This window comes from Deltaproteobacteria bacterium, assembly GCA_020845895.1.
Taxonomy (GTDB): Bacteria; Lernaellota; Lernaellaia; order JACKCT01; family JACKCT01; genus JADLEX01.
Window position 1 is genome coordinate 1 of sequence record JADLEX010000067.1, and the last position, 15,903, is coordinate 15,903.

The window sequence follows — 15,903 nt, forward strand, 5'->3', positions numbered from 1 at the left end:
ATCTGACGTACGAAATCGTTCCGGATGGGATATTCATGCGCCTCGACGCACCCGGACCGAGGAGCGGGCCGGAGCGCCCTTTCGTGGAGATCACCGCTCCAGTCGCCGACAAGATCGACGCGTCGGGGTTCATCTGGCGCATAGCGAGGATGTACGAGCGTGCGAGGGATGACCGTCCTATCGAAAAAGGAGAAAAGAACCGATATATCCACTACGAGGGTGATTTCGAGGAATACGCGCCGTGGAGCAAGAAGGCGATCAAGGGAAAGATCCTGCCCAAATGGTTCCACGGGCTGATCGACGATACGTTCGTGGAGATCGAATACGACCTTCCGACAACGCCGACGGCGCGCGTGCGATTGACATTTGGATCTGCGGACGGCGAGAACTTCCACGTGGAGCACATGCTGTCCAGCGGCACGTCGAACTCGCACCGATTTCAGATTGCGGAGCGCATCCCATTCGAAAAAGCGATGGGACGCGCACTGGACAACCGCGACCAAAGCGCGTTTTCGAGCCTTCTGGCATTCTGGTGCTATCAGTCGTTCAACAATCCCGGAGACCCGAACAGCACCATCGAAGATTTTCCTTCGGGCCTGATGCTCGATCTCGATCCGGCCGTCACCGAGGCGAATATCCGGGACGCCGCGACGTGGGACCACGTGACGATTTCCGTCGTCGGGACAGGCGAGATTTCAATTTCTAGAATTTGGTACGTTCTCAACACAAAAACGATTCTGGATACCAGATCATCTCCACCGGGTTATGAACGACCTTTGCCGGAATATCGTGAACGCCCTCGTCCTTTAGCGCTTTCCGTGTTTTTCAACAGCACAATCATTGATGCTGGCACTCCGTTACATCTTTCGAATTGGATCAAGACGTTTCGCGTGAATCAGTGCGGTTACACCCCGTCCGCCATCACGTACGATACGGCATTTTCCAAAGATCCGTTGTATGTCGCGGCCCTTCGAATCGGGCACACGTGGCGACCGGAGTATCCCAAGAAATGGCGGATCTACTTCGCGCCGAACGGCGTGGAGTGGTGGTGGGCGGCACCCCCGTGGTGGTGCGGCGAGTTTGCGTACTGGGTGTTGACGAACTCCAACTGGGAGTTTGCCGGAGAACTCGAGTGGTACGTGGAACAGCAAGGACTCGATATCGATTCCCCGGACATTGTGGCGTTCATGAAAACGAAGGATGTGTGGATATCGGCGTCGACAGAGGATCGGTTCTTGCCGTTTGACGAACTTCAACGCCATATTCGAAGCGGTTACTACTACGCACACGACAATGGGTATGCTCATTCAGGATTTTTCATCGAGTGGCAGTCGATCTCTGCGACCGAAATGTCGTTTTTCGCGATAAACGGAAACAATGGAGATGTTTGTTGTCGTCGCGAATGCGAGGTGGTTGATAAACGCCAGATCGGAGGCAGACCGGAAATAATGTGGAGAGAAGCTCCAGAAGGAGCGGAAGAAAATGGCGGATTCGGAATAGTCGGAGAATTTATTGTTTACTACAATCGTTTAATGACAAGGAGGTGAAGAGAGTTATGAAAAAAATACTAATATTAATCGTCTTCACAGGTGGATTTATTTTTGTGATGAAAAGTGAAGGACAGATTGAAAATTCAGTATGCCATTCCAAGGTCAGCGTCTTAAAGTATGTCGACGAAGACATGATTGTTTCTGGCGCTTACACCATCAATCGAGAAAATCCGCCATTTGGGATGATACTGGAATCCAAAGATAAATTCATTTCTTCAGAAGTTGATGAAAACATCTCTTTGCAATATTACTTGAGGAGAGTCAACGACGTTGAGAAAGTATTTGACGTTATCATTCTTATTGGAAGCGCGTTTCCCTACGGAATATACTATCCCGATGAATTTTCGGATTACGAAGCGGGCGTGGGTCCGGCGCTCATTTTATACGAACCAGGATTTTTAAATGTGAAGTCAATTGACGTTTGCAAATTCGAAAATACATATTATTGTAGTTTTAGTGATTATTTTGGTGGATACGTATGGATTTCTCATCAAGAAAAAGATTACTTGATACCTGGACTGCTTGACAGCAGTTCGGCCGGCCTGCGGAATAAACATTTTCTGGGAATAGTAGGAAATTCGCCTTACGAAGACGAGTCAATCGTGTTTGGCGTCGATCTCATTGATTTGGAAATGAAGAGCATATATTTTATGAAACGCTATGACACATTCAGTGGCACTCATCGTTTTTTACGGATTATCCAAATTGAGGGCGACGAGTTTTATTCGGTGGGCATGAACTGCACTGAACGCAGTTCGGTGTGGGCGGGCGATCCCTATCGCGACTGCGCTGAATCGAATTTTTCGGTGATTCGCGCCGCTGTTCAGGACCCCAACGACCACGCGGACGACCCCATCTGGAGCTACGTTCTCGACAACGTCGGCGGCGGCGTCGATATCGGCGTGGAATTGGCTGAGGTGTCGGACGGCGAAGTGATTGCGGCGGGGATCGCGTCGCGTGTGGGCGGAGCGATGGATGTCTTCGTCGTGCGCCTCTCTCCGGACGGCGAGGAGCGCTGGCAGTACCGACACGAGTTGCCGGGCGCGGGGGCGACCGAGGAGATGTCGATGACGATCGACGGCGACGAAAGTCTCTCGCTGGTCGGGACCTTCGTCGACGACACGGGCCACAAGGGCGCGTGGCGGCTGGACCTCGACGGCGACGGCGGCGTGATCGGCGAGGCCACAGTGGGTGGCCTGCCGCTTCTTGGTGAAAAAGTCGGCTGGGCGGCGCTGTCGCCTGCGGGCGAGATCTGGATCGCGGGCACGGCGCCCGGCGAGGGCGACGACGCGGGCGACGCGTGGATGGGCCGGTTTGACGCCACGGGCGGCGAAATTTGGACAAAATCGTGGTCTCCCGAACCGGGACTCAAGGACCGGCTCGACAAGGCGACGCTCTCGCCGAGCGGAGGCATGTGCGTCGGGCTCGGCTCGGTGAACCCCGATCTCGGGGATCGCGAGGACGCCGTCTTTGCGTGCTTTGACGCAACCGGCGAGCTCATCGGCCAGCAGCGCGTCAACCTGCCCGAATGCGATTGGCCGCCGGACCTGCCCGATGACGACGGGCCGGACGACGACGCGGCTGACGACGACACGACGGACGACGACGACGACACGATTCCTTCCGACGATGATGACGCGGCCGATTCGGACGACGATGACTCCGACGGCTGCTGCGGGTGCTGACATGCGAGACTCAAGGGTAGATTCGCCGGGGGAGCCTCCGGGAACCCGCGATACTTCGAGACCTCGCGAGGGACTCCGTGAACTCGGCGGCGGCGTGGATCGCCTGTGTTCCGCAGTGATCCTGTTGCGATAGATCGCCGAATCGCGCGACGACGACGCTCACGCGGAATTCCTGCTTTCGGTTTGGCGCTCACCCCTGCGGACGCAATACGCGGCAGAATCGCCCCGCCGCGCAACCCATGTTCCCGTCCCGCCATTGTGCTAGAATCCGGCCCGAACTATGGGGAGACTGCGATATGACCAGCGTCCGTCGGTGGTTTGGCTTGGCGATCTTCACGGCGATCGTGATCGCCCTCGCGACCGGGTGCGCGGGCGGCGGCGACGATGATGACGATACGGATTCCGTTCTCGATGACGAAACCGGCGACGACGACGATGACGACGCCGGCGGCCCGGTGGACGACAACGCCCGCGAGGACGAGCCCGTGGCTCTCATTGTCACGAACGCCGACATGGCGGATGCGTGGACGACGCTGGCCGACTGGAAGGACCGCACCGGGCTGCGCACCGATGTCGTGACGATCGACGATGCGATCGGTTCCGGGGCGAGCGCCGCGGACCTTCAGGACTACCTCGCGGGGCGCGCGGCCGAGGGGGTGCGTTACGTGCTGCTGGGCGGAGACGCCGATGTGATTCCGTATTTTCGCGGCTACAGCGAGGTCTGGGCGCTCGAGGACTATTTCGGCAACGCGCCGATCGAGACCTACTTCGAGGAACTCGACCTGAATTGGGATGCGGACGGCGACGGCACGGCGGGCGAGGAAGACGAGGACATTTCGCTCGGGGATCTGCGCGATCCCGAGATCGCCGTTGGTCGCGTGCCGGTTCAGACCGCCGACGAGGCGGCGGGTTACGTGGCGAAGGCGATTCGCTACGAGTCGGGCGAAGGGGCCGTGGCCGAACGCGCGATCTCGCCGATTTTTCTCGCGGACACCGCCGCGTCGGTGCCCATCGTGGGCGACATCGACGGCGGCATGATGCACGAACCGCTGATCCACGATTACATCCCGGAAGCGATGCAGGCGACGATGCGGCGGCTCTACGGTACGGAGCTTTACGCGGATCTCGTGGGTGCCGAGGTGGGGACGACGGATCTCGTGCGCGAGGCGTTCGAAAACGACGGCTACACGTATTCGGTGACGAACACGCATGGCGACTACAACTGGCTGACGCTGCTCATGAGCCGGACGTTCGCGAAGAATCTTCAGAACGAGGTGCCGTTTGTGTTCGTGACCACGTCGTGCCTGTCGGGCAATTTCGCGGACAAGGCCTACGACAACGGGGACAACCCGCCGCAGGACGGCGACAACGACGACTCGGTTGCCGAGATTCTCGTTAATAACCCGGACGGCGGCGCGGTGGCGTACATCGGCAACGCGCTCATCGGGCTCGGCCCGGTCGGCGGAGTGCAGTTCAACCACGCGCTCACGCGCTCGATCTTCGTGGAAGGCGACGCCATCTTGGGTGACGCGCTGATGAACGCGCGACGCACGCTGTGGTCGGAGGTCGCGTACGTCACCCTCGGGGAAGGACGCGTGAACTTTCCGATGGACATGTTCCCCGGTGCGGAATGGTACACGCAGCGCTCGGTGCTGCTGATGGGCGATCCCATGCTGCGCATCTGGACCGATACACCCGGCACGCTGGATCTGTCGGTGCACGATTCGCTGGAAGCGGGTTACGAAACGATCGGCGTGACGGTTGAGTTGGACGGCGCGCCGGCTTCGGGCATCGACGTGGCTCTCTCGGTGCGGGGTGGGGTGCTGGTTCGCCACTCGACCGACGCCGACGGCGCGGCCGAGTTCGCCGTGAATCTCGCGTCTGGGGATATGGTCGCCATCACGGCGTATGGCGCGAATCTGGTGGCCTCGACGACCGAGTACATGGTGCCCTGACCGGGGAATACACCGTGCCCTGACCGCTCGTCAGGAGCCGGGAACGGCGCGGGCGTTCGTCGGGTCGAATGCGCCAACACGCGAGAAAATCGAGGATTTCCCCCTCAGAAATTTGAGGCGACGCCAAAAATCTGATGCTATTTGCGCGGGGTTTTTCGGAGCGGATTTCGCTAACTGACCGAAATATCGACGAATGGTCATGAGGAACGGGTTTTGCTAGATATTTCATTGGTAATGGGCCTCGGTGGATCCTCTCGGTCACCGGGTTTTCGGTTTGAACGGACGTGTGCTCTTTTTGGAGGCTTGCAGATCATGCCATGGGCGAAATGGACACGGCGAATTTTCCCGGGAGTGCTGATCCCCGTCCTCGCCATCTGGATGCTCGCCATCGCGGGTTGCGGAACGGAGGGTTCGACGAGCGATGACGAGATCGGATCTGTTGAGCAGGGTCTCGTGCGCTGCGGCGACTGCGACGACGTGCTCGACTGGGTGCGTCTCGTGACCACCGATCAGGTTTTTCGCGCCATGGAATTGAACTACCAGCAGACCGTCGATTCCTGGTCGAACTGGGACGACGGCGGTTGGTGGGGCGATGACGATGCCGGCGACGACGACTGGTTCGGCGGCGATGACGACGAGACGCCGACCGACGGCGATGACGCCGGTGACGACGATGGCGACGCCGCCGATGACGATGGCGGCTCGACCGACGACGACGACGGCGCCTCGGAAGGCGACGACGATGACGACGACTTCTCCGACACCAACACGCAGGAAGAAAACGTTGACGAAGCCGACATCGTGAAGACGGACGGCTCGTATCTCTATCTGCTCGCGGGCGGGCAGCTCCTGATCTACGACCCCAGCCCCGCCGAGGACCTGCGCGAGCTTTCGCGCGTCGACATCCTCGGCAAGACGCACGAGATGTTCTTCTACGAAAACTTCGTGGTGGTTTTCTCGCGCACGCATCCGCAGGACATCGCGGATGACGTGTTCCAGAGCGTGCCCCGCGACGAACTGCTGTACGACATCCTCGTCGTGACCATTTACGACATCAGCGACACCTCGAATCCGGTCGAAATCCGCCGCATGTACATCGAGGGCGGATACCTGAGTTCCCGCCGGATCGACGAACAGATCCGCATCGTGGTCGAGTCGTATCCGCCCGGCCCGCAGGTCGAAACCTGGGTCGATCCCTGGCAGTACGAGGAGAACGGTGATCTGGATGAGGAAGCGCTTCGCGCCGCCTACGACTCGCTGATGCAGGATAACCGCGTCATCATCGAGAGCGCGCCGCTCGAGGCGTGGCTGCCGCGTTACTTCGACGTTCAGGGCTCCGAGCGTCAGATGGGCTTCCTGTCCAACTGCGAAGACTTTTTCCATCCGCTCGACCCGATGGGCCGCGCGGTTTCGTCGCTCGTGACCCTTGACCTTGGTCTGCCCGGCCAAAAGCAGCCCGACGTGGCGCTTCTCTCCGACGGCACGCTGATTTACGGCTCGACCGCGGCGATCTACATCGCGGGCGACGCGCAGACCGCGTTCGAGTGGACCGGCGAGGACACGGCCCGCTCGATGATCCACAAGTTCGACATCAGCGGCGACGCCGGGCAGGCCCAGTACACGGGCAGCGGCGAAATCGAAGGTTGGGTCCTCAACCAGTTCTCGATGGGCGAAAGCAAGGACGGCGACCTGCGCGTCGCGTCCACGTCGGGTTGGTGGGGCGACAATCTGAGCAACCACGTTTACGTTCTTCGCCAGGGCGAGGGGCAACTCGACGTGATCGGGCACCTCGGCGGGATCGCTCCGGGCGAGCAGATCATGAGCGCGAGTTTCATGGGCGATCGGGGTTACATGGTCACCTTTGTGCAGACCGACCCGCTCTTCACGCTCGACGTCAGCGATCCGACCGATCCGCGCATCGTGGGCGAGCTGCACATCCCGGGCTTCTCGACGTATATCCACCCCTTCGATGACGACCACATCCTGACGATCGGGCAGGACGGCGACGAATGGGGTTCGACGGGCGGCGTGGTGCTGCAACTGTTCGACATCTCCGACTTCGCCGACCCGCAAATCGCGTACAAGCAGGTCGTGGCCGAGGGATGGAGCGGCGACTCCGAAGCGCTGCGCGACCACAAGGCGTTTCTCTACTACGAGCCCAAGGACCTGCTGGCGATTCCGCTGACCGAGTACGGCTGGGACGACTGGACGGACGATGACTGGGGCGACGACGACTGGGACGGCGGCGAAGAAATTTCGCCTGACGAGACCGAACCCGTCGCCGCTGACGACGACGGCCCACGCACGGGCGTGGTTGTTTATCGCGTCACACCCGACGCCGGTTTCACGCTGCTCGGGTTCGTCGATCACACGGCCTATCTGCCGGAAGAGGGCGAGGACACCCTGTGGAGCCTGCCCATCGCGCACCGGTCGGTGGTGATCGGCGACTATCTCTATACGATCTCCGACGCTGCGATTGTCGCTTCGCTCATCACCGGCGTCGAAGAAGCGGCGCACGACGACCTGCCCTACGAAAACCCGTGGGACGACTACTGGGACGACCCGTGGACCGACGACGGGTGGACCGACGGTGGCTGGGAAGGCTAAAGAGCCGTTCGAGGACGAGTTCGCGGCGAGGGGAGGGGATCGGCGATGGGCCGATCCCCTTCCGCATTGGCCGGGCTTCGGAAAGTTTCGCGCGGTTCTTCTTTACCGAACCCGGTCGTTTTGCTAATCTCCGTCGCCCAAGGCATCCGGCTCGCTCGGCCGATTCCCGTTCAACTCCCGGAGGTTTCCCGTGCGTTTCGCGCCCCTGTTCCGACCCGTGCCGGACCGGGCTATGCGCGTGGCGGGATTTTTGTCGGGGTCTGGGACGAATCTGGTCAGGATTCTCGAACACGAGCGACGCCTCGACGCGTCGCGCGGGTGTAGCCCCTATCGTGTGGTCGTGATTTTCACCGACAACGCCGCGAGCAACGCCGGCGCGATCGGCGAGCGATTCGACATTCCTGTTGTCACCAACGACATCATGGAATTCTACCGGTCGCGGGGCCACGCCGACAAACGCGACCTCACATTGCGCCCGGCGTTCGATGAAAGCACCATCGACCTTCTGCGCGAAATTCCGATCGACGTGGTCGCGCTCGCCGGATACATGAGCATCGTCACGAAGCCCCTGCTCGAGCGGTTCCCCGGGCACATGATCAACGTGCACCCGGCGGACCTGTGCGTGCGGGATGGGAATCGGCGTCTTTACACCGGTGCGCGGGCGGTGGATGTCGCCATCGCGGCGGGGGAACGCCATCTGCGTTCCTCGGTGCACATCGTGCGCGCGGCGGTCGATTACGGCGAGGTTCTTTTGCGTTCCGCGCCGATCCCCGTGCATCTTCCCGCCGGAGAGTCTTCGGCGGATCTCGTGCGCCCCGAACGCAGGTCGGATCTGCGTCGTATCGCCGACGAACATCAGACCCGGTTGAAGGAGCGCGGCGACTGGGAGATCTTCCCCCGCGCGCTGGAGTGGATCGCGGACGGTCGATACGGATTTGACGAGATGGGCGGATTGTGTTTCGACGGCGGGAGTGCGCCGTCGGGGGTGCTGTTGGACGAGCGAGGCGAGGCGACAATCGCCTCCGGAAAGGATTTGTGATGCCGGGCAATGTGGTCGAAAAGATCGACCGATTCGTGAAGGTGCGTCGTGTGCTGATTTCGGTTTTCGACAAGACGGGGCTGGAGTCATTCGTCCCCGAACTCGTGCGTGTCGTCCCCGATGTGAAGATTCTTTCGACGGGCGGCACGTACGCGTCGATCGCGAAGATCCTCGGTACGCGCGCCGGGGCGATCCTGCAGCAGGTGAGTGACTACACCGGCCAGCCGGAGACGCAGGGCGGCCTCGTGAAAACGCTCGACTTCAAGATCTATCTCGGACTGCTCACCGAGACTTACAACCCGTCGCATCAGGCGGATCTCGCGCGCACGGACGCGTCGCCGATCGACATGGCCATCGTGAATCTCTATCCCTTCGCGGCGGTGATCCAGAGCGATTCGGCCACGGTGGAAGAAGCGCGGGCGAACATCGACATCGGCGGGCCGTGCATGATCCGCGCCTCGGCGAAGAACTATATTCGCACGGCGAGCGTCACCGATCCCGCGGACTACCCGCGGATCATCGAGGCGCTCGAGGAGAACGATGGAGCGCTGGATCTGGATCTGCGGTTCGATCTCGCGAAAAAGGCATTCGCACACACGGCTGAGTACGACGCGACGATCGCGGGCTATCTCGGCGTGGCGACCTCGAATTCGGTTCGTGATTGCTATGCGATGGTGGAGTGAACGATGGCGGACGATCTGAAAAAGGCCTATCGCACGATTCTCGAGGACCACTTTCCGGACAAGATGCGCATCGTGTTCGGCGGGGCCGCGCGCGAGCAGACGCTGTTTTACGAGCGCGTCACGTGGGACATCGAGGGCGAACGCAGGGGACTTCGCTACGGCGAGAACCCCGGGCAGGAAGCCGCGCTCTATCGTCACGTCAACGGCAATCTGACGCTCGGCGCGGTGACGAGTATCGCGCCGGGTCGCTGGCTCGCGTCCGATGTCGAGCTGCTGCAATCGGGCAAGCACCCGGGCAAGATCAACATCACCGACGCCGACAACGCGCTCAACATCATCCGCTATTTCACGGATCGTCCGTGTGTCGCGATCATGAAGCACAACAACCCGAGCGGAGTTGCGCTGGGGGCATCGCCCGCGGAGGCATACGTTCGCGCCGACATGGCCGACCGCGTCGCGGCGTTCGGCGGGTGCATCGCGTTCAACCGGGCGGTCGATCGCGAGGCTGCGGACGAGATTGCGAAGCGTTACGCCGAGGTGGTGGTCGCGCCGGAGTTTGAAGACGGCGCGATGGAGATTCTCACGCAGAAAAAGAATCTGCGGATTATGCGGATCGCGCGGATGGACCGGCTGCACGAGTTCGTCGCCCAGCCCTTCGTCGATTTCAAGAGCATGATCGACGGAGGCCTCGTGGCGCAGTGGTCGTACACGCCGCAGGTGCGCACGCGCGAGGGGCTCGTTCCCGCGACGACGTCCTACAAGGGCCAGACGTTCGCGATTCGGCGCAAGCCGAGCGAGCAGGAACTCGATGACATGCTCTTCGGCTGGCTCGTCGAGTCGGGCGTGACGAGCAACTCGGTGATCTACGTGCGCGACGGCGTGACGATCGGCATCGGCACCGGCGAGCAGGACCGCGTGGGCGTCGCCGAGATCGCGCGCGACAAGGCGTATCGCAAGCTCGCGGACCGCATCTGCTTCGAGCGCATGGGGTTGTCGCTGTACGAACTGATCGCGAAAAACCCGCAACGTGCCGAGCAGATCCAGCGGGACGCGGCGGAACTCAAGGGCGGGCTGCAGGGCTCCGTGATGATCTCCGACGGGTTCTTCCCGTTCCGCGACGGCATCGAGGTCGGACTGCGAGAGGGCGTGAAAGCCATCGTGCAGCCGGGCGGCTCGATCATGGATTGGGATTGCATCGAGGCCTGCAACGAAGCCGGCGCGACGATGGTGTTCACCGGCGAGCGTTCATTCAAACACTGACGGGATTCGCCGATGAAGCTCAACAACATCAATCTTCAGACGATGGGCGAGTTCGCCTCGGCGGTTTCGGCCGACCCCGCGAAGGCGCAAATGCGCAAGCGCGCCGAGGGCGAGTGGAACTTCGCCGACGGCGAGCCGCAATTTCGCGCGGTGATGCCCCACGCGGCGGGTCAAACGACCGTCCAATCCGATTTCGCGCCGCCGATGGGCGGCGCCGGGCTCGCACCCGACCCGATCCAATATTGCCTGTTCGGTCTGTGTGCATGCTATACGGGCACCTTTGTGCAGATCGCGGCGGAGCAGGGCGTGGCGCTGCGCCGCGTGAAGACCGTGGTCGAGAATCAGATCGATCTCACGCGCGCGTTCGGACTCTCGCAAAATCCCATGGTCAAGGCCGTGACGATCACGATCGATGTGGATGCCGATGCGCCGCGCGAGGTGATCGAGCGCATCAAGGCCGAGGCCGCGAACAAGTGCCCCGGCGTGTACTGCGTTTCGAATCCGATCCCGCTCACGATCGAACTCGCCTGAGCGATCCGCGGATCGCGGCAAAACAATTCGGGCGCCCACGGGGGCGCCCGAAGTCGTTGGTCTCGCGCCGATCAGAGATCGACGCAGATATTGGTCAGCTTGTTGCTCAGGTTTCCGTTTCCGTCGGTGACTTCGACGTCCGCGCACAGATCCACGATGATTCCGGTGAGGTCGACGGGGATGCCGTCGATTTCGACCGGATTATCGCAATCGGGCGCGCTGGGCGGGCCGTCGGTGAAGTCGTCGAAGAAGATTTCGTAGTCGCCGAAAAACGGCACGTGCGTGCCGGAGAGCCATGTGAACACCTGACCGCCCGACAGATCGTTGTCCTCGTCGCAAACAGACCAGACCAACTGATGCGTGAAGGGTTTGTCGGGAGGCGCCTCGCGCCAGAACCCGTTGCTGAGCCGCGGCGGATTGTTGCCCGGGGGATCGTAGCCCTCGCACCCCTGGCCGAGCGCGACGAGTTCCGCGTCGCAACCGACGAGGTTGAAGCCCACGGCGCTGTAGTGCACCTGGAGTTCACCGGAGTCCGACGCCCGCGTGATGCGGATCGTGAGCGAGCGGTTCTCGCCCTCGAGCGGACTGCACACGCCCATGACGTAGTTGCTGCGCGACCAGTCGTCGATGAGATTGGAGATGGTCTCGAACGCCTCGCCGAGATCCGACGAGTCGTCCACGTTCACGAAGTTCGACGGGCTGCTGGCGAGTTCGGCCACGTCTTCCTGGTTGTAGTCGCCGTTGATGCCGATCGTGTACGACATCACACTCGACTCGGCGAGCTTGGCGAGCACGTACGCGCGCAGCTCCTCGGCGTCGCCGGTCTCGTGCGTGCCGTCAGTGAACAGCACGAGATTGCGCGAGACGAGATCCTCACCGAGACCCTCCAGTTCGACGAGATCGAGTCCGTTCGCAAACGCTCCGTAGAGGTTCGTCGAACCGCGTCCGGGTTCAGAGCGCAGCGTGTTGATCGTGGCATAGAGCGTGGCGGGATCGTCGGTGAAGTCCTGCACGAGTTCCGAAGCCTCGGAACTGCCGAACGCGTAGATGCCGACCGAGTGCCGGAAGTTTCCGGTCTGCGCCTCGACCAAACCTTCGACGAAGATCTCCGCGCCGTCGAGCACGTCGTCGAGACGATCGTTCTCGACGATGGAGTTGGACATGTCGAGGATCAGGATCGTGTAGAACTCGAAATTCATCGCCTCGACGAACGACGACGAGCCGCCCTCGGACTGGAAGGGTTCGCCGGTCTCATCGTTGATGACCTCGAAGTTGTCGTCCGTGATGTCGGGAACGGGATCCCCGTCGCAGGTCTGGATCGTGAATGTCGTTCTCACGCCGGCCGGTTCGCAGACCTCGGCGTTTCCGCGCATCTCGAGAATGAACCCGGGGCAGGTGTCGTCATCGTCGTCATCGGTGTCGTCGTCCTCGGCGTCGTCGTCGCCTCCGCCGTCATCATCGACGCCGAGATCATCATCATCGTCGTCTCCCTCCTCATTGGTGCCGGATACCGAGCACGAACATCCCGGTAATCCGATCAGGGTCAAGCACACGAGCGCCAGCAACAGCGTCATCGCTACCTTTGGCATGCCTTCCTCCGAATTGAAAAAACGCAGACTCTCGAACCGAAACCGCGTAAATACATACATACCACACACCCGACGGATTATGCTAGAAGAAAAATGCGGATTTGAATGTGGAGAGACGAACATGACGGATTTGCGCCTCTTTTTCGCCGCGTGGCTCCTGGCGGCCTTGTGCGTTGCGTGCGGCGGCGGTTCCGGCGATTCCGGAGGGTCATCCTCCGATGACGACGTCGAGGACGACGATACCGGCACGGACGATGATTTTTCCGATGACGATCAAAGCCCGGACGACGACGACACCGACGACGACACCGATGATGACGACGACGACGACACGTGGTCGCCCGGTGACGAATACATCGAAATGCTGGAGGTCGATGGCGATGTCCGATTGCGCACAAAAGTTTTTCTTCCGGACAGTGTTCCCTCAAGCGGAGTACCGGCGGTCATGACGCGCACGCCATATCGTCATGCCGACAGCGATAGCAATTATGAAGCGCGCGCGCGGGCGTTCGTCGACGACGGTTACGCATTCGTGCTGCAGGATTGCCGAGGCCGGGGGGAATCCGAAGGTGAGTTCGCCGCGTACGTCGACGAGATCGACGACGGTGTCGCCACGAGCGACTGGATCACCGACCAGTCGTGGTCGAACGGCGCCGTGGGAACGATCGGCGCGAGCTACGACGCCTACACCGCGCTCGCGGCGGCGGTGGGCAACGCGCGCGTGCGAGTGGTGATCGCCGAGGAAGCCCCGAACAACGAGACCGGCCCGCACAAAGAACGCGGAACGGTCAGCAAGGGCCGGTTGGAGTTCCTGCACACGCTCGCGACCGGCGATTGGATGTCGGACGCGCTCATCACCGAGACGACGAACATGCTGGACGTGTCCGGGGCGGATCTCGCCGTTCTGGGATCGGCCGACCCTTATTGGCAGGCGCTGGTGCAGCGCCCGAACCCCTGGGACGAGGATTGGGATGACCGGTCGCTGCTCCCCCGGGTGGCCGATATCTGCGCGCCCGTGTTGTCGATCTTCGCGATGGAGTTGCGATGGCGCGATCCCATCGAGACGTGGACCGCGCTTCGTACCGAAGCCTGCGCCACGCACTTCGACGACCAGCGGCTGATGGTGGTCCCCGAGGGACACGGCTATCACACGTACGTATTTCCCTTTCTTTCGACCAAGCCCGGCGAGCTGATGCGCGACTACGTGGACAAGTACCTCGGCGGGTACGACGTCGATTTCACAACGGTCCCGCGCGTGCAGTACGCGGCGCCCGGCGACGTGTTGTACTGGGTCGCGGATGAATGGCCGCCGGAGACGGTCGCCGACCAGATCCTGCACCTCGATCACGGCGTGTCGGGCGGAATCCTCTCGACCGCGGCCGCGGCCGACACCGATCCCGACGACGTGACCGTGGATCCCGCGACGGACGATCCGTGCGACGGGGATTTCGATTCGCTCACGTACACGAGCGAACCCGCAGGGGCTGCGTACTATCTGGCGGGCACGGTCGTCGCGGACCTCTTTGTGTCGGCGGACACCGCCGATGCGGATCTCTTTGTGGAGCTGTTCGAGATCCCCGCGGTCGGCGACCGGGTTTCCATCGCGCTCACGCAGTCGCGTCTGCGATATCGGGACGAATCGGATTCGCCGGTGGACGGCGCGATGGTGCACTGGCCGCAGGATCTCCCGCCGGTCGCCTCCAAGATCCGCGCGGGTTCGCGGCTCGCCATCGAGATTCGGCCGTCGCATTGCGGGTTTTTCGAAAACCCCAATACCGGTGAGGATCTCGACGCGCAGACGCACCGGGAATCGGTGACGATGACGGTGTTCCACGATCCGTCGCACGACTCCCGATTGATTCTGCCGATTCGGCCTTGAGGTCGAAGGAGCTTCGCCCAAAAAAATTTGCCCCGGACTGGCCGGGGCAATGGCGATGTTTCCTTGGGTCGTGCTTTGTGTGAAGGAGGGACTCCGACTCGGTTTGGCGGGGTGCCTCCCCCAGCCGGCTATTGACCGGTTGCTTCACGTCCGATCAACGATCTCCTTGTAAGCGACGTCGAAGAATTTTCGTTATGATTTACGTCAGGGCGATGTGAGAGACATCGCGAAAGCGCTCGCATCGTGCATGCCGAATTTCGCGGAGCCTTTCAAAAAAAAGAGCGCGGCCCGAAAGCCGCGCTTGCGGAAGGGAATCGGCCTCGTCAGGTGAGGAGGCTGATCACGATCAGGACCGTGAGAACGATCCCTGTCGTCAGGAACAGGATGCCGATGACGCTGGAGAAGAGGTTCGTCAGGATGTCCGGCGCTCCGCCTTTGTTCTTTTCGAGGCGGCCGTCTCGTTCCAGTCGTTCGTAGTACAGCGGCTTTTCCTCCAGAAATTTGTACTTCTGGATGCGCCCGGTGAAGATGACCGTGTCCATCGGGAATTTCGTCGGGATGAAGTGCGTGTTGAAGAAGTGCACGGTGAAGATGAAGCCCGTCGCGAGGAGCGCTTCATCCGAGTGCACGATGATGGCGACGTTGAAGATCCATCCGGGCAGGAATTTCGCCGTGACCTCGGGCATCCACAGGATGAGCCCCGAGATGCCAATGGCGAACATGCCCCAGAAGACTGCCAGGAAATCGAACTTCTCCCAGTAGGTCCAGCGGTCGAATTTCGGCATTGGACCCATGTCGAGGAACCACTTGAACATGTCGCGGAAGTCGTACCAGTCCTGCTTGCGCGGCCACAGCGAGTCGGGCGACATCAGGCGCGCCCACACATTCTTGCCGTGTTTGGGATTCAACAGAAACCGAATCGACATCACGATGGCGCCGCTGAAGAGCGTGATGAGAATCGCGGCGGCGGTGCGGTGGATGGTGCCGGCGACGTTGGCGCCGCCGAGGAACCCGATGACCGCCTTGGACCATTCCTCGTCGTTGAATTTGAGCGGCAGGCCGGTGATGGTCAGCGTGAAGAAGCACATGTTCAGGATGATGTGCATGACGCGGGCGATGGGCTTG

Annotated in this window: 11 protein-coding genes; 9 read left to right on the forward strand and 2 right to left on the reverse strand. The window is 61.2% G+C overall.

All coding sequences use genetic code 11. From position 1 onward, the window contains the following. Positions 1–83: 83 nt before the first annotated feature. The 8 genes from IT350_09535 (at position 84) to IT350_09570 (ending at position 11,310) form a co-directional block, all read left to right on the forward strand. Entirely contained in the window at positions 84–1,547 is a 1,464-nt protein-coding gene (locus tag IT350_09535) for a hypothetical protein (protein MCC6158282.1), read from the forward strand. 8 nt (positions 1,548–1,555) lie between these two features. Beyond that, a complete protein-coding gene (locus IT350_09540; protein MCC6158283.1) occupies positions 1,556–3,235 on the forward strand; it encodes a delta-60 repeat domain-containing protein in 1,680 nt (559 codons plus the stop codon). Between the two features lie 296 nt (positions 3,236–3,531). Next, positions 3,532–5,190: a hypothetical protein gene (locus tag IT350_09545; GenBank protein ID MCC6158284.1), complete on the forward strand. Its 1,659-nt coding sequence runs from the start codon at positions 3,532–3,534 to the stop codon at positions 5,188–5,190. Positions 5,191–5,541: 351 nt separating this feature from the next. Beyond that, the gene (locus IT350_09550; GenBank protein ID MCC6158285.1) at positions 5,542–7,797 is read left to right on the forward strand and encodes a beta-propeller domain-containing protein; all 2,256 of its coding nucleotides are present in this window, start codon (positions 5,542–5,544) and stop codon (positions 7,795–7,797) included. Between the two features lie 190 nt (positions 7,798–7,987). Beyond that, a complete protein-coding gene (locus IT350_09555) occupies positions 7,988–8,836 on the forward strand; it encodes a formyl transferase (GenBank protein MCC6158286.1) in 849 nt (282 codons plus the stop codon). Continuing rightward, the gene (locus IT350_09560; GenBank protein MCC6158287.1) at positions 8,836–9,519 is read left to right on the forward strand and encodes a hypothetical protein; all 684 of its coding nucleotides are present in this window, start codon (positions 8,836–8,838) and stop codon (positions 9,517–9,519) included. The genes IT350_09555 and IT350_09560 overlap by 1 nt, the downstream gene beginning before the upstream one ends. A gap of 3 nt (positions 9,520–9,522) precedes the next feature. Then, entirely contained in the window at positions 9,523–10,779 is a 1,257-nt protein-coding gene (locus IT350_09565; protein ID MCC6158288.1) for an IMP cyclohydrolase, read from the forward strand. Between the two features lie 12 nt (positions 10,780–10,791). Continuing rightward, positions 10,792–11,310 carry an OsmC family protein gene (locus IT350_09570; protein ID MCC6158289.1) on the forward strand — a complete coding sequence of 173 codons (519 nt, stop codon included), beginning with the start codon at positions 10,792–10,794 and terminating at the stop codon, positions 11,308–11,310. 71 nt (positions 11,311–11,381) lie between these two features. Here IT350_09570 and IT350_09575 read toward each other — a convergent pair whose 3' ends face one another. Then, entirely contained in the window at positions 11,382–12,899 is a 1,518-nt protein-coding gene (locus IT350_09575) for a VWA domain-containing protein (GenBank protein MCC6158290.1), read from the reverse strand. Between the two features lie 121 nt (positions 12,900–13,020). On the opposite strand from IT350_09575, the gene IT350_09580 reads away from it, so the two are divergent. Then, entirely contained in the window at positions 13,021–14,778 is a 1,758-nt protein-coding gene (locus IT350_09580; protein ID MCC6158291.1) for a CocE/NonD family hydrolase, read from the forward strand. A gap of 323 nt (positions 14,779–15,101) precedes the next feature. Here IT350_09580 and IT350_09585 read toward each other — a convergent pair. Then, positions 15,102–15,903, reverse strand: an 802-nt coding sequence (locus IT350_09585; GenBank protein MCC6158292.1) for a cytochrome C, incomplete at its 5' end; no start/stop codon positions are given.